Origin of the sequence: Roseateles chitinivorans, from assembly GCF_050632145.1 — a bacterium.
Taxonomy (GTDB): Bacteria; Pseudomonadota; Gammaproteobacteria; order Burkholderiales; family Burkholderiaceae_C; genus Roseateles; species Roseateles chitinivorans_B.
This window is the reverse complement of sequence record NZ_CP192577.1, coordinates 5,687,986-5,711,527: the sequence shown is the minus strand read 5'-3', so window position 1 is coordinate 5,711,527 and position 23,542 is coordinate 5,687,986. Positions and strand designations below refer to the sequence as shown.

The 23,542-nt window shown below is 69.5% G+C and carries 15 protein-coding genes and 2 riboswitches; of the genes, 10 read left to right on the top strand and 5 right to left on the bottom strand.

Annotated features, from left to right (window positions below):
- Positions 1-318 precede the first annotated feature (318 nt).
- From ACQ86G_RS26215 to ACQ86G_RS26190, 6 genes are all read left to right on the top strand, one after another.
- Positions 319-1,977, top strand: coding sequence for a TIGR03013 family XrtA/PEP-CTERM system glycosyltransferase (locus ACQ86G_RS26215; RefSeq protein WP_431258022.1), 1,659 nt, complete (start codon positions 319-321; stop codon positions 1,975-1,977).
- Positions 1,889-3,952 carry an XrtA/PEP-CTERM system histidine kinase PrsK gene (gene prsK / locus ACQ86G_RS26210; protein ID WP_431261501.1) on the top strand — a complete coding sequence of 688 codons (2,064 nt, stop codon included), beginning with the start codon at positions 1,889-1,891 and terminating at the stop codon, positions 3,950-3,952. Before ACQ86G_RS26215 ends, prsK begins: the two co-directional genes overlap by 89 nt.
- Positions 3,953-3,971: 19 nt before the next feature.
- The gene (prsR, locus tag ACQ86G_RS26205) at positions 3,972-5,315 is read left to right on the top strand and encodes a PEP-CTERM-box response regulator transcription factor (protein ID WP_431261500.1); all 1,344 of its coding nucleotides are present in this window, start codon (positions 3,972-3,974) and stop codon (positions 5,313-5,315) included.
- Between the two features lie 74 nt (positions 5,316-5,389).
- Positions 5,390-8,278, top strand: coding sequence for an XrtA/PEP-CTERM system TPR-repeat protein PrsT (gene prsT, locus ACQ86G_RS26200; RefSeq protein ID WP_431258021.1), 2,889 nt, complete (start codon positions 5,390-5,392; stop codon positions 8,276-8,278).
- Between the two features lie 75 nt (positions 8,279-8,353).
- Entirely contained in the window at positions 8,354-9,658 is a 1,305-nt protein-coding gene (locus ACQ86G_RS26195; RefSeq protein WP_431258020.1) for a GNAT family N-acetyltransferase, read from the top strand.
- Positions 9,655-10,560, top strand: coding sequence for a S1 family peptidase (locus ACQ86G_RS26190; RefSeq protein WP_431258019.1), 906 nt, complete (start codon positions 9,655-9,657; stop codon positions 10,558-10,560). Before ACQ86G_RS26195 ends, ACQ86G_RS26190 begins: the two co-directional genes overlap by 4 nt.
- 31 nt (positions 10,561-10,591) lie before the next feature.
- Here ACQ86G_RS26190 and ACQ86G_RS26185 read toward each other — a convergent pair whose 3' ends face one another.
- Complete coding sequence (locus ACQ86G_RS26185; protein WP_431258018.1) at positions 10,592-12,037, bottom strand: DHA2 family efflux MFS transporter permease subunit; 1,446 nt, start codon at positions 12,035-12,037, stop codon at positions 10,592-10,594.
- 273 nt (positions 12,038-12,310) lie between these two features.
- Here ACQ86G_RS26185 and ACQ86G_RS26180 point away from each other — a divergent pair, with 273 nt between their 5' ends.
- A complete protein-coding gene (locus tag ACQ86G_RS26180) occupies positions 12,311-12,880 on the top strand; it encodes a Csu type fimbrial protein (protein ID WP_431258017.1) in 570 nt (189 codons plus the stop codon).
- Positions 12,881-13,045: 165 nt separating this feature from the next.
- Here the strand turns inward: ACQ86G_RS26180 and ACQ86G_RS26175 are convergent, their stop codons facing one another.
- The 4 genes from ACQ86G_RS26175 to gcvT form a co-directional block, all read right to left on the bottom strand.
- Positions 13,046-14,437, bottom strand: coding sequence for an L-serine ammonia-lyase (locus tag ACQ86G_RS26175; protein ID WP_431258016.1), 1,392 nt, complete (start codon positions 14,435-14,437; stop codon positions 13,046-13,048).
- Between the two features lie 66 nt (positions 14,438-14,503).
- Positions 14,504-17,395 carry an aminomethyl-transferring glycine dehydrogenase gene (gene gcvP, locus ACQ86G_RS26170; protein ID WP_431258015.1) on the bottom strand — a complete coding sequence of 964 codons (2,892 nt, stop codon included), beginning with the start codon at positions 17,393-17,395 and terminating at the stop codon, positions 14,504-14,506.
- Positions 17,396-17,466: 71 nt separating this feature from the next.
- Entirely contained in the window at positions 17,467-17,838 is a 372-nt protein-coding gene (gcvH, locus tag ACQ86G_RS26165) for a glycine cleavage system protein GcvH (RefSeq protein ID WP_431258014.1), read from the bottom strand.
- A gap of 98 nt (positions 17,839-17,936) precedes the next feature.
- Positions 17,937-18,992 carry a glycine cleavage system aminomethyltransferase GcvT gene (gene gcvT / locus ACQ86G_RS26160; protein WP_431258013.1) on the bottom strand — a complete coding sequence of 352 codons (1,056 nt, stop codon included), beginning with the start codon at positions 18,990-18,992 and terminating at the stop codon, positions 17,937-17,939.
- A gap of 141 nt (positions 18,993-19,133) precedes the next feature.
- A riboswitch (glycine riboswitch) is annotated at positions 19,134-19,253 on the bottom strand.
- A gap of 10 nt (positions 19,254-19,263) precedes the next feature.
- A riboswitch (glycine riboswitch) is annotated at positions 19,264-19,366 on the bottom strand.
- Positions 19,367-19,432: 66 nt separating this feature from the next.
- Here gcvT and ACQ86G_RS26155 point away from each other — a divergent pair.
- The 3 genes from ACQ86G_RS26155 (at position 19,433) to ACQ86G_RS26145 (ending at position 23,376) form a co-directional block, all read left to right on the top strand.
- Positions 19,433-20,092 (top strand): response regulator, encoded by a 660-nt coding sequence (locus ACQ86G_RS26155; protein ID WP_088408195.1) that lies wholly within the window; start codon positions 19,433-19,435, stop codon positions 20,090-20,092.
- Positions 20,089-21,510: an ATP-binding protein gene (locus ACQ86G_RS26150; RefSeq protein WP_431258012.1), complete on the top strand. Its 1,422-nt coding sequence runs from the start codon at positions 20,089-20,091 to the stop codon at positions 21,508-21,510. Before ACQ86G_RS26155 ends, ACQ86G_RS26150 begins: the two co-directional genes overlap by 4 nt.
- 249 nt (positions 21,511-21,759) lie before the next feature.
- The gene (locus tag ACQ86G_RS26145; RefSeq protein ID WP_431258011.1) at positions 21,760-23,376 is read left to right on the top strand and encodes a DegQ family serine endoprotease; all 1,617 of its coding nucleotides are present in this window, start codon (positions 21,760-21,762) and stop codon (positions 23,374-23,376) included.
- The last annotated feature ends 166 nt before the right edge of the window (positions 23,377-23,542 follow it).

Here is a 23,542-nt window from a genome sequence, read left to right as displayed (position 1 = left end):
CACGAGAGCCCCTCAAAGCATTCAGTCAGGGGTTTGCACCTAACAGGGGCTACAGACAATGGCCTCCGTCAGCGCGCCGCAGGGTCGATTCGGGGATCCGGCGGCGGACGGCGAGACGGGTTCAACCGAGCCGGATTGCAAGGCGATCGCCCCTGCAAACAGGGGGCTTTCAAGCCTGGGGGCGGGAGGCATGATGCCCCCGCAGCGAACGGGGCCTCCTCTGGCGGAGGGCGTGTTCGCGATGAGCAGTCCTGAGAGGTTCACCCGGGTCGGCGACTGCATCCCAAGAGGGTGCCGTGACCAGCTTTGGGGACGGGCATGATTCGAATTTTTAACCATTACCTCCATCGTCGGACCCTGGTCCAGGTGCTCTTCGACCTGGGCCTGATCGTCGCGGCGGTGTTTGCGGTCGCATTGAGCCAAGGCAGCAGCGAGCACATGGTGAGCTTCGCCGCGTCCTACGGCCTCTCGCTCGCCGGCGGCATGTTCGTCATCAACTCCGCGTCCGGCCTCTATTCCCAGTCGCACAAGCGCTCGCTGACGCAGTCCTGCGCCCGTGCGCTCTTCGCGCTGCTGATCGGCCTGCCGCTGGCCTACGGCCTGTTCAGCCTGATCCCCGCCACCGTCTCCCACCGCGACCTGCTGACTACGACCGCCATGCTGGCCGTCGCGCTGGTCATGGTGCACCGCGTGTACGCCGCGCATTCCGGCGCGCAGGGCGCGGGCCGGACCAAGATCCTGATCTTCGGCAGCGGCCACGCCGCGCTGGCCGTGAGCGAGAGCCTGCGCGCCGCCGATCCGCATGCGCAGATCGTCGGTTTCCTGCCCGGCCCGAACGAGGTCGACCCGCAGGTGCCCGCGCACGAGCTGCTGGCCGCCGAAAGCCTGACCGACGCCGCGATGCGTCTGGGCGTGGACGAGATCGTCGTCGCGCTGTCCGAGCGCCGCGGCGGCAGCATGCCGCTTCGCCAGCTGCTGGACTGCAAGCTCTACGGCATCCGCGTCGTGGACCTGGCCACCTATTTCGAGAAGACGCTGGCGCAGATCAAGATCAGCCATGTCCACGCCGGCTGGCTGATCTTCGGCGACGGCTTCAACCAGGGCGTGCTGCGCAGCGCCGTCAAGCGCGCCTTCGACCTGGTGTCCTCGCTGGTGCTGCTGGTCGCGACCGCGCCGATCATGGCCGTTACCGCGCTGCTCATCAAGCTGGAATCGCCCGGCGGCATCTTCTACACGCAGGAACGCGTCGGCCTGAACGGTGCGACCTTCAAGGTGATCAAGTTCCGCAGCATGCGCAACGACGCCGAGAAGGACGGTCGTCCCCAGTGGGCGACCAAGAACGACGCCCGCGTGACGCGCGTCGGCAACTTCATCCGCAAGGTCCGCATCGATGAGCTGCCGCAGCTGATCAATGTGCTGCGCGGCGAGATGAGCATGGTGGGTCCGCGCCCCGAGCGCCCGTTCTTCGTCGACGAGCTGGTCGCGCAGATTCCGTACTACGCCGTGCGCCACAGCGTGAAGCCGGGTGTGACGGGCTGGGCGCAGGTCCGCTACGAATACGGCTCGACCATCGAGGACTCGCTGGAAAAGCTCCAGTACGACCTGTACTACGTCAAGAACCACACGCTGTTCCTCGACCTGCTGATCATGCTCGAGACGGTGGCGGTGGTCCTGACGGGCCGGGGGCGCGCTGAGCGCGACGGCGGAGCGTCCCGCTCCCGGCGTCCCGTTCTTGCGCCCGTTCCCGCGTCCGTTTTCGCGCCGGTCTCCGCGTCCGATCCTGATCGCGGCCCGCGCGCCGGGACATTGATCCATGTGGGCCAACACCCTGAGCCTCGGCGCCGCGTCGGGGATCGTCGCGGTATTCGCGCACCTGGCCCTGGCGGTCGTGGTGCTGCCCCAGTTCGGCCAGCACCGGCGGCGAGCGCTGCGGCTGCAGGCCGCACTGCTGCTGACGGCGCTGTGGGCCGGTCTTGACGCCGCGGTCGAGCAGGGCTGGCTCGAAGGCCACGGGTGGCCCGCGCTGGTCCTCCTGCCCATCTGCGACGCGTTGCGCTATGGCGCGTGGTTCTCCTTCATCCTGGCGCTGATCGAATCGCGCGACGACGACGGCCGGGCGCGCAGCGCCGGCGTCGCACGGCCGCTGCAATGGCTGGCCTGGGCGGGCGTGGCCGCCGCGGTCGCCCTGCCGCTGTGGCGCTACTGGGGCGACGCGCCGCTGGTCGCGATGCAGCGTCCGATGACGATGGCCTGGCTGGGCCTGGGCGTGTTCGGGCTGGTGCTGATCGAGCAGATGCTGCGCAACATCGACAGCGACGCGCGCTGGAATGCCAAGCCGGTCAGCCTGGGCCTGGGCGCGGTCTTCGCCTTCGACGTGTTCGTGTTCTCCCAGGCCTCGCTGTTCGCGCAGTTCGACAGCGATGCCCTCAGCGTGCGCGCCGCCGTGCACAGTCTGGCCGTGCCGCTGCTGTGGCTGGCCAGTCGCCGGCACAAGAAGTGGCTGGACAAGCTCCACGTCTCGCGCACCGCGGCTTTCCACTCCGCGACGTTGCTGATCGTGGGGGTGTACCTGCTCGGCGTGTCCGGCATCGGCTACTACGTGCGCTACACGGGCGGCGAGTGGGGTCGCGCGCTGCAGCAGGTGCTGCTGGCGGTGGGCGTGCTGGTGCTGCTGACGATGGGCCTGTCGGGCTCGCTGCGCGCGAAGCTGCGCGTCTACATCAGCAAGCACTTCTTCAGTTATCGCTACGACTACCGCCAGGAATGGCTGCGCTTCACCGCGATGCTGTCGGCCAGCGCGTCGCCGGCGGAGCTCGGCGAATCGGTGATCCGCGGACTGGCCCACCTGGTGGAGAGTCCGTCCGGCGCGCTGTGGCTGCGTCGCGCGCCCGTCACGGCGGGTGCCTCGGAGTACCAGCAGGCCGCTCGCTGGAACCTCAACGACGACCGCCAGCCGCTGACCGCCGACGAGCCGCTGCTGCGACTGCTGCAGGAGCGCGCCTGGATCGTGGACCTCGACGAGTGGCGCCGCGATCCGGCGGCCTATGAACATGCGCCCCTGCCTGCGGCGATCGCCGGCGATGCGCGCCATTGGCTGCTGATCCCGCTGCTGAACGCGGGCGCGCTGACGGGCTGGGTGATCCTGGGCCAGCCGCGCACGCGGCTCGAGCTGAACTGGGAAGTGCGCGACCTGCTCCGCACCGCCGCCCAGCAGGCCGCCAGCTACCTGGCGCAGATGCAGGCGGCGGAGGCCCTGCTGGAGGCGCGCAAGTTCGAGGCCTTCAACCGCATGTCGGCCTTCGTCGTGCACGACCTCAAGAACATCGTCACGCAGCTGTCGCTGATGATGAAGAACGCCAAGCGGCTGCGGGACAACCCCGAGTTCCAGCAGGACATGCTGGACACGGTGGAAAACTCGCTGGAGAAGATGCGCCAGCTGATGCTGCAATTGCGCGAAGGCGACAAGCCGCATCACGGCAGCGCCAGCGGCGTCGCGCTGACGGCGATCGCGCGGCGGCTGGCCGCGGCGGCGGTGAGCAAGGGCCGCGCGCTGGAGCTGGAGCTGCGCGACGAAGTCAGCGCGCGTGGCCATGAGGAACGCATCGAGCGCGTGCTCGGCCATGTGGTGCAGAACGCGCTGGACGCGACACCGATCGACGGCCGCGTGACGCTGCGATTGCAGCGCGTGGGCAGCCATGCGCAGGTGGAAGTGGAAGATACTGGCTGCGGCATGTCGCAGGAGTTCATCGATCAACGGCTGTTCAAGCCGTTCCAGACGACGAAGGCGGCGGGCATGGGCATCGGCGCCTACGAGAGCTACCAGTACCTGCAGGAACTCGGAGGGAAGATCAACGTGGAAAGCGCGCCCGGACAAGGCACCAAGGTCACCATCCTGCTGCCGCTGTTTCTTGCCCAGTCGGGCAGCGACGCCGGCCTGGTGGAGGCGCGATGAGTGCTCAGCCCCCTCATTGCTGATCGTCGAGGACGATCTTGCCCTTCAAAAGCAACTGAAGTGGTCGATGGACCGTTTCGAGTCCGTCACCGCCGACGACGTCGCCAGCGCCGTGCTGCAGTTCCGCCGGCACAAGCCGCCGGTCGTCACGATGGACCTCGGGCTGCCGCCCGACCAGGACTCGACCTCGGAAGGCTTCAAGCTGCTCGAGAAGCTGATCGAGCTCGAGCCCGGCACCAAGGTCATCGTGCTGACCGGTCAGAACGACCAGGGCAACGCGCTGCGCGCGATCCGCATGGGTGCGTACGACTTCCTGGCCAAGCCGGTGGATCCCGACGTGCTGGTGCTGACCGTCGAGCGCGCGATGCGCCTGCATGAGCTGCAGCAGGAGAACCAGCGGCTGCTCACCCAGCAGGACGGCGAACCCACCGGCAAGCTGCTCACGCGCGACGCCCAGATGCAGCGCATCTGCCGCACCGTCGAGCGCGTGTCCGGCAGCGACGCCACCGTGCTGCTGCTCGGCGAGAGCGGCACCGGCAAGGAAGTGCTCGCGCAGTCGCTGCATGACGCGTCCAAGCGCAAGGGCCGTTTCGTGGCGATCAACTGCGCGGCGATTCCCGAGGCGCTGCTCGAGAGCGAGCTGTTCGGCTACGAGCGCGGCGCCTTCACCGGCGCGACCAAGACCACGGTCGGCAAGATCGAGACCGCGCACGGCGGCACGCTGATGCTCGACGAGATCGGCGATCTGCCGATGCCGCTGCAGGCCAAGCTGCTGCGCTTCCTGCAGGAGCGCAGCATCGAACGGCTGGGTGGCCGTCAGGAGATCCCCGTCGACGTGCGCATCGTCGGCGCGACACACCAGGACCTGAAGGGCAAGATCGAACAGGGGCTGTTCCGCGAGGACCTGTTCTACCGCCTGGCGGAGATCGTCGTCGACATCCCGCCGCTGCGGGATCGCGCCGGCGACGCGGTGCTGCTGAGCCACGCCTTCCTGCGCCGCTTCTCGTCGGAACAGCGCCGCCCCATCCTGCGCCTGGCCGACGACGCGATCCGCGCCGTCGAGGCCCACCGCTGGCCCGGCAACGTGCGCGAACTGCAGAACGTCATGAAGCGCGCGTCGATCATGGCCGACGGCGACCGCATCACCGCCGAAGACCTCAACCTGCCGGTGCCTGCCGGCGGCGACGCGCCGGCGGACGCGAACGATCTCGATCTGCGCACCGTGCGCGAACGTGCCGAGCGCCAGGCCGTGGTGGCCGCGCTGGCCCGCACCGACGGCAACATCGCCAAGGCCGCCGACCTGCTGGGGGTCAGCCGGCCGACTCTGTACGATCTGATGGCCCGCCTCGGCGTCAAGGCCTGAGCGTCGACCACGACGCACGCCTCCCTCGATTCTCCGATTCACCCGGATCCACCCGACAGCGAAAGAGACGACGCATGTCCCGCAAGCCTGAGAACACCAAGATGTCCGGACCCCTGCACCAGAACCTCGGCGCGGAGGACGCCGGCCCTGCCCACCGCGGCCCCCGCGCGCTTCGACGCGGCGCGACCGCGCTGGCGCTGGGCTCGGCGCTGCTGCTGGCGGGTTGCTTCGGCGAGTCGGCGCAGGACCTGGTGAAGTCCGCCAAGGGTCACCTGGACAAGCGCGACAACAAGGCCGCGATCATCCAGCTCAAGAATGCGCTGCAGAAGGACGAGACGCTGGCCGAGGCGCGTTACCTGCTGGCCAAGGCGCTGCTGGACAGCGGCGATGTCGCCGGTGCGGCGATCGAGGCCGAGAAGGCCAAGACGCAGGGCTTCGGCGGCGACGCGCTGGTCGCGTTGCAGGCACGGCTGCTGCTGATGCAGGGCAAGGTCGACGAATTGCTCGGCCAGTTCGGCAGCACCCATCTGCAGACCGCGGCCGACGAGGCCGACCTGCAGATGACGCTGGTCGGCGCCTATGTGGCGAAGCAGAAACTGGCCGAGGCACGCCGGGCGGCGGATGCCGCGCTGCGCGTCGCTCCCGACAATGCCGCGGCGCGTCTGGTCAACGTGCGGCTCCTGACGAGCGAGGGCAAACTGCCCGAGGCGCGCGCCGCGGTCGACGAGGTGCTCGCCAAGTCGCCGCAGTCGGCCGAGGCCTGGCAGCTCAAGGGCGAGCTGCAGGTGCTGGCCGAGGCCCCCTCGGCGGAGTCCGTCGCGAGTTTCCGCAAGGCGCTGGAGATCGACAAGAAGCTCGTCGGCGCGCATGCGGGCCTGATCAACCAGCTGATGCGCAACGGCGACAAGGCCGCGGCCAAGGACGCGGTCGCCGCGATGAAGGCCGCCGCGCCGCAGCATCCGCAGACCTTCTACTACGCCGCCGTGTTCGCGATGGATGCGGGCCAGGTCAAGGAGGCCACCGATCTGACGCAGGCGTTGCTGAAGGTGGCGCCGAACAACGAGCGCGCGCTCTTCCTGGCCGGCCGCGTGGCGCAGGCCAATGGCGACTTCCGCCAGGCCGAGGCGCAGTACAGCAAGATCATCCAGTCCTCGCCCGAGACGCAGCCGGCGCGGGTCGCCCTGGCGCAGTTGCAACTGCGCGGCGGCGACGCCGAACAGGCGATGACCACGCTGCAACCGGCGCTCGACGCGAAATCCACCTCGTCGGAGGCGCTCGCGCTGGCCGCCGAGATCCGCCTCAAGCAAGGGCAGGGCGGGGAGGCGGAACGCTTCCTGGCGCGTGCCGCCGAAGCCAATCCGAACGACGTGCGCAGCCGCGTCGGACTGGCGCTCAACCAGATCCAGAAGGGCCAGGAGGCCGCCGGCCTTGCCGCGCTGCGTCAGCTCGCGGCGGAGGACAAGGGCACCGTGGCCGACATCGCGCTGATCAGCGTGCTGGCGCGCAAGAAGGACAGCGAGGGCGCCTCGCAGGCGATCGCGGCGCTGGAGAAGAAGGATCCCAAGTCGGCGACCCCGGCCGAACTGCGCGGCCGCCTGGCGCTGCTGCGTGGCGACCGCGCCGCGGCGCGGACCCACTTCGAGGAAGCGGTCAAGCGCGATCCGGGGTCGATGACCGCGGCCAACAGCCTCGCGGCGCAGGATCTGCAGGATCACAAGGCCGGTGAGGCCGTCAAGCGTTACGAGGCCGTGCTGAAGGTCGACCCCAAGAACCTGCGGGCCGAGATGGCCATCCTGGGGCTGAAGCTGACCCATCAGCTGATCGACAAGGACGCGGCGACCAAGCGTCTGACGGAGATCGCCAAGCAGCATCCGGACGATGCGACGCCGCGCCAGGCGGCGGTCGGGCTGCTGATGGAGAAGAAGGACTTCAAGACGGCGCTGTCGCTGGCCCAGGAAGGCGTGACCGCAAGCCCGGACAATCCCATGCTGATCGATCTGCTGGGGCAGGTGCAGTCCGCCACCGGCGATCGGCAGCAGGCGATCAGCAGCTTCAACAAGGTCGCGACGCTGCAGCCGCGTTCGCCGCTGGGGCCGCTGCGCCTGGCCGACGTCTACACGCAGGCCGGCGACAAGGCGGCCGCGACCGCGGCGCTCAAGCGCGCGCAGGCCATCGCCCCCGGCGACGGGGAACTGGCCCGCAAGGTGGTCGAGAAGAGCCTCCTGCTCGGCTTGCCGGATCTGGCGCTGACATCGGCCCGGAGCCTGCAGACGGCGCAGCCGAAATTCGGCCTGGGCTGGAAGCTCGAGGGCGACATCGCCCGCGCGCGCAAGGATGCGCCGGCGGCGATCGCGGCCTACCGCAAGGCCGATCAGCTGGCGGGCGAGGCGGGCGCGACGGCACCCAATACCGAACTCGCGATCGCGCTGCACAGCGTGCTGATCGAATCCGGCAAGAAGGACGAGGCGGATCGCTGGGCCGCGGCCTACCTGGCCAGGTTCAAGTCGGACGAGCTGTTCACGTATCACCTGGGCGACGTGGCCCTGAACGCCGGCCGTTATCCTGAGGCCGAGCAGCGTTACCAGGCGGTGCTGGCGGCCAATCCGGACAACGCGGCGGCCGTCAACAACGTCGCCTGGCTGCGCCTGCGGGCTGGCAAGGCGGACGAGGGCTTGAAATTTGCCGAGCAAGCGAACAAGCTGCGTCCCAATGTGCCGCCGTACATGGACACGCTGGCCGAGGCGCTCGCCGCCAAGGGCCAGAACGCCAAGGCCATCGAGGTACAGAAGGATGCCGTGAAGCAGGCACCCGCCGTGCCCGCATACCGGCTGCGCCTGGCGCAGCTGTACGTGGCCGGGGGGAACAAGGGCGAAGCCGAGGCGGAACTCAAACGCCTGGCGGACCTGGGACCGAATTTCGAGCAACAAGCCGAGGTGCGCAAGCTGCAGGCCGCGATCCGTTGAGGCGTCCGATCCTGAGGTCGATCGCCGCGCGGACCGCGTGACGGTGGCACCACCGCGCCCGGGGAGGGGACGGTCATGAGCCAGATTCGACGATCCAGCCTGCGCAAGCGGCTCCACCAGGGGTTGCGGCGTCTGTTTTCCTCGCTGCCCAAGCCGATGCGCTTCGCGGTCTACCGGCGCATGGTGGATTGCGATCCCGCGCCGTCGGGGAGCCTGGAACTCAAGGTCGCGGAGACGCAGGAGGAGCTGGACGCCTGCTTCCGCATCCTGCACGACGCCTATGTCGGCAGCGGCTTCATGAAGCCGGACCCCAGCGGCATGCGCGTGACGATCTATCACGCGCTGCCCACGACCACGACGCTGTGCGCCAAGTACGACGGCGTGGTGGTGGGCACGATCTCGATGGTGCGCGAAGGCGTGTTCGGCTTCCCGCTGCAGTCGGTCTTCGACCTCGAGGGCGTGCGCGCCAAGGGCGGCAAGATCGCCGAGATCTCGGCGCTGGCGGTCGCGCCGGCGTTCCGCAAGACGGGCGGGGCGATCCTGTTCCCGCTGATGAAGTTCATGCACCAGTACTGCACCGAGTACTTCGACACCCGGCACCTGGTGATCGCCGTGAACCCCGACAAGATCGAGCTCTACGAGGCGCTGCTGTCCTTCACGAGGCTGCGCGAGCAGACGGTGGCGGAGTACGACTTCGCCAACGGCGCCCCGGCGGTCGGGGCGACGCTGGACCTGCACGAGGCCGATGCGCTGTTCGAGAAGCGTTATCGCGGCCGCCGGCCGGAGAAGAACCTGCACCACTACTTCTTCCGCCACCGGCTGCCCAACATCCGGCTGCCGGAGCGACGCTTCCACACGACCAACGACCCGGTCATGACGCCGGCGCTGCTCGACCACTTCTTCAACCGCGTCGTGCCGGTGTTCCCGACGATGGACGATCGCAAGAAGGCGCTGCTGTGGTCGGTGTACCGTGACGACGCCCAGTTCCGCGAGGTGCTGCCGATGCTCAGCGGTGGCGGCCAGGACCTGGGGCGCTCGTTGCGTCAATATCCGCGCTACTCGATCCGGTGCCCGGGCCACCTCGACATCCGTGCCGCCAACGACAGCCAGCTGGGCCATTTCGACCTGGACGTGATCGAGGTCTCGGCGCACGGCTTCCAGGCCGAGTGCGATCACGACCTCCCGCTGAACCAGGACGGCACGGTGGAGATCGAACTCGGCCACAACGAGATCGCGCACGTGACCGCCCGCGCGGTGCGGCGCAAGGACACCGAGCAGGGAAGCTTCTACGGCTTCCGCATCGACGAACCCGACCGCCATTGGCGCAGCTTCGTCTCCACGCTGGAGATGGGCACCACGACGAAGGACCTGGCCGCATGACCCGCAGTGCCCGCAGCACCCGTTCGACGATCCTCGAGGGCATCGACGCGATGCCGCCGCGGCAGGCCGCGCTGGCGCACCGCCTGCTTCCCCGTCGCCGCGACGTGCTGGCGTTGGGCAGCATCGGCCTCCTGGGTGGCGCGGGTCTCCTCGGCGTCGCGTTGCCGGCGCTGGCGCAGGAGATGTCCAACACCTTGCCCGACCTGATCGACCGCAGCCGTCAGGCGGTGGTGGCGGTGGGGACGTTCTCGGCGACGGACAACCCGCGCTTCGGTTTCCGCGGCACGGGTTTCGCGGTCGGCGACGGGCGCCGCATCGTGACCTGCGCCCACGTGATCCCGAACCCGATCGAGAAGGACCTGGCGATCACCGTGCCCGCGGCGGGCAATGCCTCCGGTCAACCCCAGCTGCGACCTGTGAAGCTGCTGCGCCGTGACACGGCGCGCGACTTGGCGATCCTGGAGCTGGCCGACGACAAGGGCGCGCTCGTCGACGTCCTGTCGCTGGCGGAGGTCGTCGGCGAGCAGCCAGTGGTGCGCGAGGGCGCCGCGGTGGCGTTGATGGGGTACCCGATCGGCACGGCGCTGGGTGTGACGATGGCGACGCACCGGGGCACGGTGGCGGCGATCACGCGCGCGGCGCTGCCGGCGCCGACGTCGAACACGCTGTCCGAGCGCGCGGTGCGCCAGCTCCGCGAAGGCCCGATGGAATTCCTTCAGCTCGACGCGACGGCCTACCCGGGCAACAGTGGCGGTCCGCTGCTGGACATCCGCACCGGCAAGGTCGTGGGTGTCGTCAACATGGTCGTGCTCAAGGGCACGCGCGAATCGGCCCTCAGCGCGCCGAGCGGCATCACCTACGCGGTGCCGGTGAAATACGTGGGGCCGCTGCTGGAGAAGTGATCGCGGCGACGGCGGCCGGGCCGATGAGGCCTCAACCCGGATGCGCCACCGGTGCGGCGGCGCCAGCCTGCGGCGCGGGCTCGCGCAGCAGCAGCGCCAGCAACCCGCCCGACGCCGCGAACACCGCGCCGACGGCGAACGCGACGCGGTAGCCGCCCGCCAGCGCCACCGGCATCGCCGCGCCCAGCGCGCCCAGTTCCACCGTGCGCGCCGCCGCCAGGCTGGCCAGCACCGCCAGCCCGAGCGAGCCGCCCATCATGAAGGACGTGTTCACCACGCCCGAGGCCAGGCCGGACTCGCTGGGGGCGACTTCGCTCATCGCCGCGAGCAGCACCGGGTTGAACGCGACGCCCGCGCCCAGCCCCAGCAACAGCATCCCCGGCAGCACGTCCAGCCAGAAGCCGCCGTCCGCCGGTGCGCGCGCGAACAGCGCCAGCCCCAGCGCTGCCAGCAGCAGTCCGCCGCACAGCGGCTTGCGCAGGCCCAGCTTCATGACGGGCTTCGCCGACAGGCCCACCGAGAAGGCCGCCATGATCAGGTTGGCCGGCAGGAAACCCAGGCCGACGTGCATCGCGTCGTAGCCCAGCACGAGCTGCATGTACAGCGCCGACAGGAAGAACCACGCGAACATCGCCGCCGCCCACAGGACGCCGATCACGTTGGACACCGCCACCGACCGCAGCCGGAAGAGCGACAGCGGCATCAGCGGGTGCGCCACCGTCGTCTCCAGCACGAGGAAGGCGGCCAGCAGCGCCACGGCGGTTCCGAGCAGCCCGAGCGTGCGCGTCGACAGCCAGCCCGCCTCGTTGCCGTTGACGACCGCGTAGACCGCCAGCATCAGCGACAGCGTGACCGTCAGGGCGCCGGCCCAGTCCAGCGTCTCGTCCGGCGCCGTCGGACCGCCGCGGTCGATCAGCCACAGGCACAGGCCGATCACGACCGCGCCGATCGGCAGGTTCACCAGGAAGATCCAGTGCCAGCTCAGCGCGCTGGTCAGCAGACCGCCCAGCAGCACGCCGATGCTGCCGCCGCCCGCGCAGACGAAGCCGTAGACGCCCATCGCCTTGGCGCGCTCGCCGGGCTCGGTGAACATGTTCATGATCAGCGACAGCGAGATCGCCGACACCACCGCACCGCCCAGCCCCTGCACGGCGCGCGCCGCGATGAGCAGGGCCTGCGTGTGCGCCAGGCCGCAGGCGGCCGAGGCGGCCGTGAACAGCGCCAGCCCGGCCAGGAACATGCGCCGATGGCCGTACAGGTCGCCCAGCCGCCCACCCAGCAGCATGAAGCCGCCGAAGGTCAGCATGTAGGCGTTGACGACCCAGACCAGCGAGGTCTCGGTGAAGTGCAGGTCGGCGCGGATCGAGGGCAGCGCCACGTTCACGATGGTCGTGTCCAGCACGATCATGAGCACGCCCAGGCACAGCACGCCCAGCGCCAGCCAGCGGCGTCGTTTCGGATCAAGGTGGGATGTCATGGATTCCAGCGGTTCGGCGTCGATCGGAGGGTGTCTCTCCCCACGACGGGCGGGCCTCCGTGAAATCGACACGGACGCGTTTGTAGCAGCGGACGAGATCGTGCCGCCAGTGCCGTTCGCCTGCCCGGTGCCGCGTGCTGCCACCTTCCGTCAGCTGTCGGTCGATTGCCTACACGGCCTGCCGACTTCGGTGCACCGCGCGATACGGCAAGCCTGTCTGCCGCCGGAACGTCCTGGAAAGGAAGATTCGTTCCATCAACAGGGGGACACCACATGAGCACCACCAAGTACCTGAAAGCGGTCCGGGCGGAACGCAACAGCGGTTTCAAGAGCGCGATGCTGCTCAGCAGCCTGGCCATCGGTGCCGGCCTGCTGTTCAGCGTGGTCCAGGAAGCCCGCGGCGCCACGCCGGTGACCAACACCTTCCCGGTGACGGCCACGATCACGAGCTCCTGCACGGTGTCCGGCTCCAACCTGAATTTCGGTTCCGCGATCGACCCGCTGGTCGCCGGCACGCCGCTGGACGCCACGTCCACGCTGACCGTCACCTGCTCCAACACGACGCCCTACACGGTGGCGCTGAACGCCGGCGCGAATGCGGGCGGCGCGACCAACTTCACCAGCCGCACGATGAAGAGCGGCTCCGACACGCTGGGTTATCAGCTGTACCTGGACTCCGGCCGCAGCTCGGTCTGGGGCGACGGCACCTCGTCGTCCAGTTCCAAGAACGGCACCGGCACGGGCTCAGCCCAGTCGCTGTCGGTCTACGGTCGCATCCCGTCGCTGGCCAGCGTCGTGCCGGGCAGCTACACCGATACCGTCACCGTGACGATCAGCTACTGACGCTGATCCGGTCCCGGTCCCGATCTCGTGCCTTCGAGGCAGAACTCAGGACCGACCGTTTGCTCGAGTGCTGACAGTTTTCGCCGCCTGACTCGCGATTGATTCCGGAAAGCAGTATGTCCGGGGCACGCGAATCGGCCTCCCCTCTGACACGTCGGCGGCGTGTCAGCACTCGACAATGTTCACCGCGAGACCGCCCCGGGCGGTCTCCTTGTATTTGGTCATCATGTCGGCGCCGGTCTCGCGCATGGTCTTGATGACCTTGTCCAGACTGACGTGGTGCGTGCCGTCGCCGCGCAGCGCCATCCGCGCCGCGTTGATGGCCTTCACCGACGCGATCGCATTGCGCTCGATGCAGGGGATCTGCACCAGGCCGCCGACCGGATCGCAGGTCAGTCCCAGGTGGTGCTCCATGCCGATCTCGGCGGCGTTCTCGGTCTGCGCCGGCGAGCCGCCCATCACCGCGCACAGCGCGGCGGCCGCCATCGAGCAGGCCACGCCCACCTCGCCCTGGCAGCCGACCTCGGCGCCCGAGATCGACGCGTTCTCCTTGTAGAGGATGCCGATCGCCGCGGCCGTCAGCAGGAAGTCGACGATGCCGTCCTCGTTGGCCGAATGGACGAAGCGCGCGTAGTAATGCAGCACCGCCGGCACGATGCCGGCCGCGCCGTTGGTCGGCGCCGTCACGACGCGGCCGCCGGCAGCGTTCTCCTCATTGACCGCCAGCGCGTAGAGGTTGACCCAGTCCATCACCTGCAGCGGGTCGCGCAGCGCGGCCTCGGGATGCGCGATCAGGTCGCGGTACAGCGCGGCCGAACGGCGCTTCACCTTGAAGCCGCCGGGCAGGACGCCCTCGGTGCGGCAGCCGCGCTGCACGCATTCCTGCATCACCTGCCAGATCTTCAGCAGGCCGGCGCGGGTCTCCTCGTCGGTGCGCCAGTGACGCTCGTTGCGCCGCATGATCTCGGCGATCGAGCAGCCTTCCTTCTCCGTCAGTTCGAGCAGCTCCGCGCCCGACTTGAAGGGGTAGGGCAGCACGGTCGTGTCCGGCGCGATCTGCTTCTGCTTGCTGCCGTCGGCCAGCACTTCCTCGCTCACGACGAAGCCGCCGCCCACCGAGTAGTACACGCGGTTCTGGATCTCGTTGCCGTCGGCGTCGAAGGCGATCAGCCGCATGCCGTTGGCGTGCAGCGGCAGGCTCTGGCGGCGGTACATGACGAGGTCGCGCGCTTCGTCGAAGGCGACGACGTGATCGCCGCCCAACGCGATGCGCTTGTCGTTGCGGATGCCCTCGAGGATGCCCGGAATCGACTCGATGTCGACGGTGTCGGGCTCGTGCCCGGCCAGGCCGAGCAGCACCGCCTTGTCGGAGCCGTGGCCCTTGCCGGTCGCGCCCAGCGAGCCGTACAGCGCCGTGGCGACGCGCACGGTGCGGTCGAGCACGCCCTCATGACGCAGGCGTTGCACGAACATGCGCGCCGCGCGCATCGGACCAACGGTATGCGAGCTCGACGGCCCGATGCCGATCTTGAAGAGGTCGAAGACGGAGACTGCCATGGCGAACCTCGTGGGTAGTGACGACCGGATCCCCGCGCTTGTGACGCGAGGACCGGTTATTCCCGATCACTCGTCGGTGTAAGCCGACAGCGGCGGGCAGGAGCAGACCAGGTTGCGGTCGCCGTAGACGTTGTCCACGCGGCCCACCGGCGACCAGTACTTCACGTGGCGCAGCGCCGGCACCGGGTAGGCGGCGTCGTCGCGGCTGTAGCCGTGGGTCCACTCGGTCTTGAGCAGGCTTTCGGCCGTGTGCGGCGCATTGACCAGCGGGTTGTCGGTCTTCGACCAGGCGCCCGATTCGACCTTCGCGATCTCTTCGCGGATCTGGATCATCGCGGCGATGAAGCGGTCCAGCTCGAACTTCGATTCGCTCTCGGTCGGCTCGACCATCAGCGTGCCTGCCACCGGGAACGACAGCGTCGGCGCGTGGAAGCCGTAGTCGATCAGGCGCTTGGCGACGTCCTCGGCCGAGATGCCCGAGCTGTCCTTCAGCGGACGCAGGTCCAGGATGCACTCGTGGGCCACGCCGCCGCCCTTGACGCCGTCGATGTTGCCGCTGAAGTGAATGTCGTAGTGGTCGGACAGGCGCGCGGCCACGTAGTTGGCCGACAGGATCGCGGTCTCGGTCGCGGCCTTGAGGCCGACCTCGCCCATCATGCGGATGTACATCCACGAGATCGGCAGCACGGCCGCGTTGCCCAGCGGCGCGGCGGACACGGCGCCGATGGCGGTCTTCTCGCCCAGGCCGGCCGCGCGGTGCGCCGGCAGGAAGGGCACGAGGTCCTCGACCACGCAGACCGGGCCGACGCCCGGGCCGCCGCCGCCGTGCGGGATGCAGAAGGTCTTGTGCAGGTTCAGGTGGGACACGTCGCCGCCGAACTGGCCCGGCGCGGCGATGCCGACCAGCGCGTTCATGTTGGCGCCGTCGACGTACACGCGACCGCCGTGTTCATGCACCAGCGCGCAGATCTCCTTGACGTGCGTGTCGAACACGCCGTACGTCGAGGGGTAGGTGATCATGATCGCGGCCAGGTTGGGGCTGTGCTGCTCGCACTTGGCCTTCAGGTCGGCCAGGTCGATGTTGCCTTCCTTGTCGCACTTGGTGACCACGACCTGCATGCCCACCATCTGCGCCGACGCCGGGTTGGTGCCGTGCGCCGATTCCGGGATCAGGCAGATCTTGCGGTGCGCGTCGCCGCGCGACTCGTGCCAGGCCTTGATGATCAGCAGGCCGGCGTACTCGCCCTGCGAGCCGGCGTTGGGCTGCAGCGAGACGCCCGCGTAGCCGGTCGCCTGGCACAGCCAGGCGGTGAGCTGCTGGTCGAGCTGCGCGTAGCCCTGCAGCTGGCTCTGCGGCGCGAACGGATGCACCTGCGCGAACTCGGGCCAGGTGATGGGGATCATCTCGCTGGTCGCGTTGAGCTTCATCGTGCACGAGCCCAGCGGGATCATGCTGCGGTCCAGCGCCAGGTCCTTGTCGGACAGCAGACGGATGTAGCGCAGCATCTCCGTTTCGGAGTGGTGGATGTTGAAGATCGGGTGCGTGAGGTAGGCGCTGGTGCGCGACAGCGCCGCGGGGATCAGCGTCGAGGCCGACGCGCCGGCGAAGGCGTCCGCGACCGGCTTGCCTTCGGCGAAGACCGTCAGCAGCGCCTGCAGGTCGGCGCGCGTGGTCGTCTCGTCCAGCGTCAGGCTGATGCTGTCGTCGCTCGCCTGTCGCAGGTTCATGCCGGCGGCGACGGCGGCGGCCAGCACCGGGCCGGTGTGCGCGCCGGTCTTCACGTGCAGCGTGTCGAACGAGGTTTCGTGCACCAGCGTCAGGCCCAGCGCCTTCAGGCCCTGCGCCAGCACGGCGGCGTAGGCGGCCACGCGCTGCGCGATGCGCTTCAGGCCTTGCGGGCCGTGATAGACCACGTACATGCTGGCCACGACGGCCGGCAGCACCTGCGCGGTACAGATGTTGGAGGTGGCCTTCTCGCGGCGGATGTGCTGCTCGCGGGTCTGCAGCGACAGGCGGTAGGCGGGCTTGCCGTGCGAGTCGACGGACACGCCGACCAGGCGGCCCGGCAGCGAGCGCTTGAACTCGTCGCGGCAGGCCATGTACGCGGCGTGCGGGCCGCCGGCACCCATCGGCATGCCGAAGCGCTGCGTGGTGCCCACGGCGATGTCGGCGCCTTGCTCGCCCGGCGACGCGATCAGCGTCAGCGCCAGCAGGTCGGCGGCGGCGACCAGCAGGCCGCCCTGCGCATGCACCGCGTCGGCGATCGCCTGCAGCGGGCGCACCACGCCGGTCACGCCCGGGTACTGCACCAGCGCGCCGAAGCACTCGGTCTTGCCGGCGTCCTCGGCCTTGCCGACCTGGACGGTGATGCCCAGCGGCTCGGCGCGGGTGCGCACGACTTCCAGCGTCTGCGGCAGCACGTCGTCGGCGACGAAGAACACCTGGCTCTTGCTCTTGCCCATGCGGGCGGCCAGCGTCATGCCTTCGGCGGCGGCGGTGGCCTCGTCCAGCATCGACGCGTTGGCGATGGCCATGCCGGTCAGGTCGCAGACCATGGTCTGGAAGTTGACCAGCGCTTCCATGCGGCCTTGCGAGATCTCGGCCTGGTAGGGCGTGTACGCGGTGTACCAGGCGGGGTTCTCGAGGATGTTGCGCAGGATCACGCCCGGCGTGAGGGTGCCGTGGTAACCCTGGCCGATGAAGCTCTTCAGGATCTGGTTCCTGCCCGCGATGCCCTTGAGCTCGGCGAGCGCCTGCGACTCGGTCACGGCGTCCGGCAGGTCCATCTTCGCGGCGCGCTTGATGGCGGCAGGGACGATGGCATCGATCAACGCGGCGCGCGACGCGGCGCCGATGGCCGAGAGCATCAGCGTCTCGTCATGGGCGTCGGGACCGATGTGACGGGCGTGGAACTCGGAGGCGTTTTCAAGTTCGGCGAACGAGGGCAGGGCGGACATGGCGGGGCGATCCTGGAGAGAAGAATTCATTGCCGCAGGGCCCGCAGGCCCTGCGTGCATCGCTCAGGCGATTAGCTGTTCTTGACGAGCTCGTCGTAGGCCGTCGTGTCCATCAACGCGTCGAGTTCCGACGGGTTGGACAGCTTGACCTTGAAGAACCAGCCGGTCTTCAGCGGGTCGGTGTTGGCCAGCGACGGGTCGTCACGCAGCGCCTCGTTGACTTCCACGATCTCGCCGGAGACCGGCGCGTAGACATCGGCGGCGGCCTTGACCGACTCGACCACGCCGGCCACTTCCTTGGCGGCGAAGGACTTGCCGACGTCGGGCAGGTCCACGAACACGACGTCGCCCAGCGCGTCCTGCGCATGGACCGTGATGCCCACGGTGGCGATGCCGTCGGTGGTGTCGACCCACTCGTGGTCGGACGTGTACTTGATGCTCATGGAGAGGCTCCGTGCTACCTGTTGGTTGCGGAAGGTTGAAAGGGCGAAACGTGATTCAGCGTGATCCCGCGTGATCCGGTGCGACCCGGAATCGCGGATCAGCCGCGGAAGTATCCGTTGGGCGTGAACGGCGTGGAAGAGACCGTCATCGGGGTGCGCTTGCCGCGCACTTCGGCGAAGAGTTCGGTGCCCAGCGCGGCGTAGGGCGTCTGCACGTAGGCCAGCGCCACCGGCTTGCCGACCGTCGGTCCCAGCGTGCCGCTGGTGACGACGCCGATCTCGGCGCCGTCGGCGTTGACGAGCTTGGCGCCTTCGCGCACGGGCATGCGTTCCGAGCTCACCAGGCCCACGCGCTTGCGGGCGGCGCCTTCGGCGAACTGCTTGTCGATGACCGCCGCGCCCGGATAACCGCCTGCGCGGGCGCCGCCGGCGCGACGCACCTTCTGGATCGCCCAGGTCAGCGAGGCTTCGACGGGCGTGGTGGTCGTGTCGATGTCATGGCCGTACAGGCACAGGCCGGCTTCCAGGCGCAGCGAATCGCGCGCGCCCAGGCCGATGGGCATCACTTCAGGCTGGGCCAGCAGCTTGCGGGCCAGTTCCACCGAGCGGTCGGCGGAGACCGAGATCTCGTAGCCGTCTTCGCCGGTGTAGCCCGATCGGGTCACGAAGGTGGGGATGCCGTCCAGCTCGAAGAAACCGCCGGTCATGAACACGAGCTTGGCGACGTCGGCGTTCAGGCGCGACAGCGCCGTCACCGCCTGCGGGCCCTGCAGCGCCAGCAGTGCCTGGTCCGGCAGCGGGCGCACCTCGCAGCGGCCCGACAGGTGCTTCTGCATGTGGGCGATGTCCTGGTCGCGGCAGCCGGCGTTGACCACGACGAACAGGCCGTCGGTGCGGCGCGCGACCATCAGGTCGTCGAGGATGCCGCCGTCGTCGGCGGTGAACAGCGCGTAGCGCTGCTTGAACATCCCGAGGTCGACGATGTCGACGGGGACCAGCGTCTCCAGCGCGGCGGCGGCGTCGTCGCCGACCAGCAGCACCTGTCCCATGTGGGACACGTCGAACAGTCCGGCCTGGGCGCGCGCATGCTTGTGTTCCGCCATCACGCCGGCGGGGTACTGCACCGGCATGTCGTAACCGGCGAACGGCACCATCTTGGCGCCCAGTTCGACGTGCAGCGCGTGCAGGGGGTCTTGTGCAGGGGGCGTTCAGGGACTGATCGGCGGACATGGTGGGCTCCGAGGGCATTCGTCGTGACCACCCAGACTGTGAACCGATCACGTCAGGGTGGGGGAGATGCCCTCGCTGTCCGCTTTACCTGAGAGATTGGCCGTCGGCGTTTGACCGGCGGCTTGCCCCTTCGGTGGACGGGCTCGACCGCAAGGTCCGCCCCGTCTCTCTCCAGTGAGGACGCCCGATGTCTCGAGCGTTTCGTCAGTCCTTTTGCCTGAGCGTTCGCAGCGTGGGATCACCAGTGCCACTGCGCCTTCGGCGGCCCCCGCGAGGGGCTCTCTCCTGACAGGGGCGCATTGTAGTCATGGAATCCGGGGGCGGTCCGATGAAACCCCGGGGGCCCACGTGCACAATCGCGGCCATGCGACTCCTGCTGGTGGAAGACGACCTCATGATCGGCGAGCAGCTGCTCGAGCTGCTGCGCGCCGAGGGTTATGCCGTGGACTGGGTGCGTGACGGCGAGATCGCCGACACCGCGCTGCAGTCCCAGACCTACGACCTGGTGATCCTGGACCTGGGCCTGCCCAAGCGCGACGGCATGAGCGTGCTGCAGGCCCTGCGCGGCCGCAAGCAGGCGGTGCCGGTGCTGATCGCCACCGCGCGCGACGCGACCGCCCAGCGGGTGGCCGGGCTGGATGCCGGCGCGGACGACTACGTGCTCAAGCCCTTCGAGCTCGACGAGCTCCTGGCCCGCATCCGCGCGCTGCTGCGCCGCGCCGCCGGCCGCGCCGAGCCCGTCTACGAGCACATGGGCGTCAGCATCAATCCCGCCACGCGCGAGGTCACCGCCAACGGCCACCCGGTCACGCTGTCGCAACGCGAATGGGCGGTGCTGGAGCCGCTGCTGGCGCGCCCGGGCATGGTGCTCTCCCGCCAGCAGCTCGAGGAGAAGCTCTACGGCTGGAAGGACGAGATCAGCAGCAACGCCGTCGAGGTCTACATCCACGGCCTGCGCAAGAAGCTCGGCGCGGAACTGATCCAGAACGTGCGCGGCGTCGGCTATCGCGTGCCCAAGGAATGACGGCGGACGCCGGATCCGGCGCGGGTCGCCGCGGCCGCCTGACGCTGCTGCCGCGCTCGCTGCGCTACCGCCTGCTGATGTTCCTGCTGGGGGCGGTGCTGACCGGCGCGCTCGTGCAGGGCATGAGCGCCTACCGCAACGCGCTGATGGAGACCGACGAGATCTTCGACTACCAGATGCAGCAGGTGGCGCTGTCCCTGCGCGCGGGCATGGGCACGGGCCTGCCGCTGCCGCTCGGCGAAGAGCAGAGCATCGACCTGATCGTCCAGGTCTGGGGCCTGGACGGCACGCCGCTCTACCGCTCGGCCGGCCCGGACTGGCTGCCGCAGCGCGCGGTGCTGGGTTTCTCCAACGTCGCCCTGCGCGGCAAGCGCTACCGCGTCTTCGCCGTCCAGGGCCGCTTCCAGGTCGTGCAGGTGGCGCAGGACATCGCGGTCCGGCAACGCATGGCCGGACAGCTGGCCTGGCGCACCGTGCTGCCGACCGCCTTCATGCTGCCGATGCTGGCGCTCGTCGTCTGGTGGGTGGTGTCGCACGCGCTCGCCCCGCTGGAGCGGGTGCGCCAGCAGCTGTCGCGCCGCGCGGCGCAGGACCTGGCCCCCGTCGACGAGGAGGACGTGCCCGCCGAGGTCCAGCCGCTGGTCACTGAGCTCAATGCGCTGCTGGACCGCGTGCGCCAGGCCTTCGAGCAGCAGCAGCACTTCGTCGCCGATGCCGCCCACGAACTGCGCTCGCCGCTGGCGGCCCTGAAGCTCCAGCTGCAGTCGCTGCGCCGCGCGCCCGACGAAGCCGCCCGCGGCCAGGCGCTGGAGAAGCTCGGCCTGGGCATCGACCGGGCGTCCCACCTCATCGAACAGCTGCTGGCGCTGGCGCGTCAGGACAGCGCCAAGGTGCAGGCGCCGGCACAGCCCATCGCCCTCGACGTGCTGTGTCGCGATGCCGTCATCGACGGCGCGACGCTGGCCCAGGGGCGCGGCATCGACCTCGGCATGGAGCGTTGCGACGCGGTCCTCGTCGACGGCCATCGCGAGGCGCTGACGATGCTGCTGCGCAACCTGCTCGACAACGGCATCAAGTACGGCCGCAGCCGCGTGGACCTGAGCCTGGAGCGCAGCGGGGGTCAGGCCTTGCTGGTGGTCGAGGACGACGGCCCCGGCATTCCCGACGCCGAGCGCGGCCGCGTGTTCGACCGCTTCTACCGTTCCGAGTCGCAGGCCCAGCAGGCGCCGGGCAGCGGCCTCGGCCTGGCCCTGGTGCGCAGCATCGCCGACGACCACGGCGCGACGCTGCGGCTGGGACACAGCACCGCGCTGGGCGGCCTGCGCGTCGAGCTGTCGATGCCGCTCTCCCGCACACCGCAGCCCGTGCCGCCGCTGCTGCAGCCGACCGCACCGCCTCCGGCGCTCCCGCCCACCTGACCTCGAGGTCAGCGAGTCTCGGTGGGGCCGGAATGAGGCTGGGGGTTCGCGGACGCGATGCCCCCTGCCTCGTGGAGTGCCCGAGCCTGGCCGACCGGAGTCCAGCGGCGTCTGTCCCCGCTTTACCGCCCCTTCACCGCCCCTCTCCCACGCATTAAGAGCGACCTAAGCGAAGGTGCTCACACTTCCAGTCATCGAGTCGCCGCCGGGGCCCATCCCCGGCGAGGCTCAGCGAATCTGGAGGTTCACATGACTCAAGTGGAGAAGATGATTCCGGTGAAGAAACTCGTGTGGGCGCTGGCCGCGGCTGGCGTGCTGGGGGCGGCGGGCGGTGCGCTCGCCATGCGCAACGCGAAGCTGATGCCGGTGGCGGACGGCTCGGCGCAGGCGACGGCCGACGCGGCCGCGACGTCGGGCGGCGACACCCAGGTGGCCGCGACCACGACGCCGCTGACCAATGCCGGCGGTGCGACGGCCACCGCGAATGCCGCGACGCCGGCCGCGACCTTCACGCCGCCGCCGTCGGGCATGCCCGACTTCGCGCAGATCGCTGCGGCGCAAGGCCCGGCGGTGGTCAACATCAGCGTGTCGGGCACGGTCAAGACGCGCGCCGCGCGCGCCCCGCAGATCGATCCCGACGATCCGTTCTACGAATTCTTCCGCCGCTTCGGCGTGCCGGGCATGCCTGGCGGCCCCAACGGCGGTGGTGAGGGCGGCAGCCGCGAGATCCGCGGCCAGGGGTCCGGCTTCATCGTCAGCGCCGACGGCGTGATCCTGACCAACGCCCACGTCGTGCAGGACGCGCAGGAAGTGGTCGTCAAGCTGACCGACCGCCGCGAATACCGCGCCAAGGTGCTGGGCAGCGACAAGTCGACCGACGTCGCGGTCCTGAAGATCGAGGCCAAGAACCTGCCGACCGTCCGCCTGGGCGCGACCAAGGACCTGCGCGTGGGCGAATGGGTGCTGGCGATCGGCTCGCCCTTCGGTTTCGAGAACAGCGTCAGCGCCGGCGTGATCAGCGCCAAGGGCCGCTCGCTGGGCCCGGACGAGAGCCGCGTCCCCTTCCTGCAGACCGACGTCGCGATCAACCCCGGCAACTCCGGCGGTCCGCTGTTCAATGCGCGGGGCGAGGTGGTCGGCATCAACTCGCAGATCTACAGCGCGTCGGGCGGCTATCAGGGTCTTTCGTTCGCGATCCCGGTCGAGGTGGCCACCAAGGTCCGCCAGCAGATCGAGAAGGGCGGCAAGGTGCAGCACGCCAAGCTCGGCGTGATGGTGCAGGAGGTCAACCAGGGCTTCGCCGACTCCTTCAAGCTGGACCGACCGGAAGGCGCGCTGGTCGCCAACGTCGAGGACAACGGTCCGGCCGCCAAGGCGGGCCTGCGCTCGGGTGACGTGATCCTCGGCTTCAAGGGCCAGCGCATCGTGTCCAGCGGCGATCTGCCGGCGCTGGTGGACCAGTCGCTGCCTGGCGACAAGGTCGACATCGACGTCTGGCGCAGCGGCAAGCGCGAGACGATCACCGCCACCCTCGGTGATGCCAACGAGAAGGGCGCCAAGCTGGCCAAGGGCGGCGGCGAGGCGGATGCCGATCACGCCAAGCTGGGCCTGGCCCTGCGACCGCTGCAACCCGAGGAGCGCCGTCAGCTCGGCACCCGCGACGGCCTGCTGATCCAGGAGGTCGGCGAGGGCAGCGCGGCGGCGCGCGCGGGCGTCCGTCCGGGCGACGTGCTGCTGGCGGTCAACGGCACGCCGGTGCAGTCGCTGGACCAGGTCCGCAGCGCGGTCAAGGGCGCGGAGAAGTCGGTCGCGCTGCTGGTGCAACGCGGCGGCGACAAGATCTTCGTGCCGGTGCGCATCGGCTGACCGAGCGCGTTCCGGCGCCCCCGGTCCCTTTTCTTCACGCCGGCCTCCGGGTCGGCGCCAGTCCCAACCAACCGCTGCCTGTGGCGGTTGCTCCGTGGGGCCCGCGCGTGGTGGCGCGGGCCCTTTTTTGGTCAGGCGGGACGGAGGCACCGATCGCGCGCTGGCA

What these genes read in the sequence shown, in the direction of transcription:
- prsT (WP_431258021.1), top strand. Translation starts at nt 5,390, where the DNA reads ATGTCCCGCAAGCCTGAGAACACCAAGATGTCCGGACCCCTGCACCAG.
- ACQ86G_RS26190 (WP_431258019.1), top strand. Translation starts at nt 9,655, where the DNA reads ATGACCCGCAGTGCCCGCAGCACCCGTTCGACGATCCTCGAGGGCATC.
- ACQ86G_RS26155 (WP_088408195.1), top strand. Translation starts at nt 19,433, where the DNA reads ATGCGACTCCTGCTGGTGGAAGACGACCTCATGATCGGCGAGCAGCTG.
- gcvT (WP_431258013.1), bottom strand. Translation starts at nt 18,992, where the DNA reads ATGGTGCCGTTCGCCGGTTACGACATGCCGGTGCAGTACCCCGCCGGC.
- ACQ86G_RS26175 (WP_431258016.1), bottom strand. Translation starts at nt 14,437, where the DNA reads ATGGCAGTCTCCGTCTTCGACCTCTTCAAGATCGGCATCGGGCCGTCG.
- gcvP (WP_431258015.1), bottom strand. Translation starts at nt 17,395, where the DNA reads ATGTCCGCCCTGCCCTCGTTCGCCGAACTTGAAAACGCCTCCGAGTTC.
- ACQ86G_RS26145 (WP_431258011.1), top strand. Translation starts at nt 21,760, where the DNA reads ATGACTCAAGTGGAGAAGATGATTCCGGTGAAGAAACTCGTGTGGGCG.
- ACQ86G_RS26195 (WP_431258020.1), top strand. Translation starts at nt 8,354, where the DNA reads ATGAGCCAGATTCGACGATCCAGCCTGCGCAAGCGGCTCCACCAGGGG.
- ACQ86G_RS26150 (WP_431258012.1), top strand. Translation starts at nt 20,089, where the DNA reads ATGACGGCGGACGCCGGATCCGGCGCGGGTCGCCGCGGCCGCCTGACG.
- ACQ86G_RS26215 (WP_431258022.1), top strand. Translation starts at nt 319, where the DNA reads ATGATTCGAATTTTTAACCATTACCTCCATCGTCGGACCCTGGTCCAG.
- ACQ86G_RS26180 (WP_431258017.1), top strand. Translation starts at nt 12,311, where the DNA reads ATGAGCACCACCAAGTACCTGAAAGCGGTCCGGGCGGAACGCAACAGC.
- gcvH (WP_431258014.1), bottom strand. Translation starts at nt 17,838, where the DNA reads ATGAGCATCAAGTACACGTCCGACCACGAGTGGGTCGACACCACCGAC.
- ACQ86G_RS26185 (WP_431258018.1), bottom strand. Translation starts at nt 12,037, where the DNA reads ATGACATCCCACCTTGATCCGAAACGACGCCGCTGGCTGGCGCTGGGC.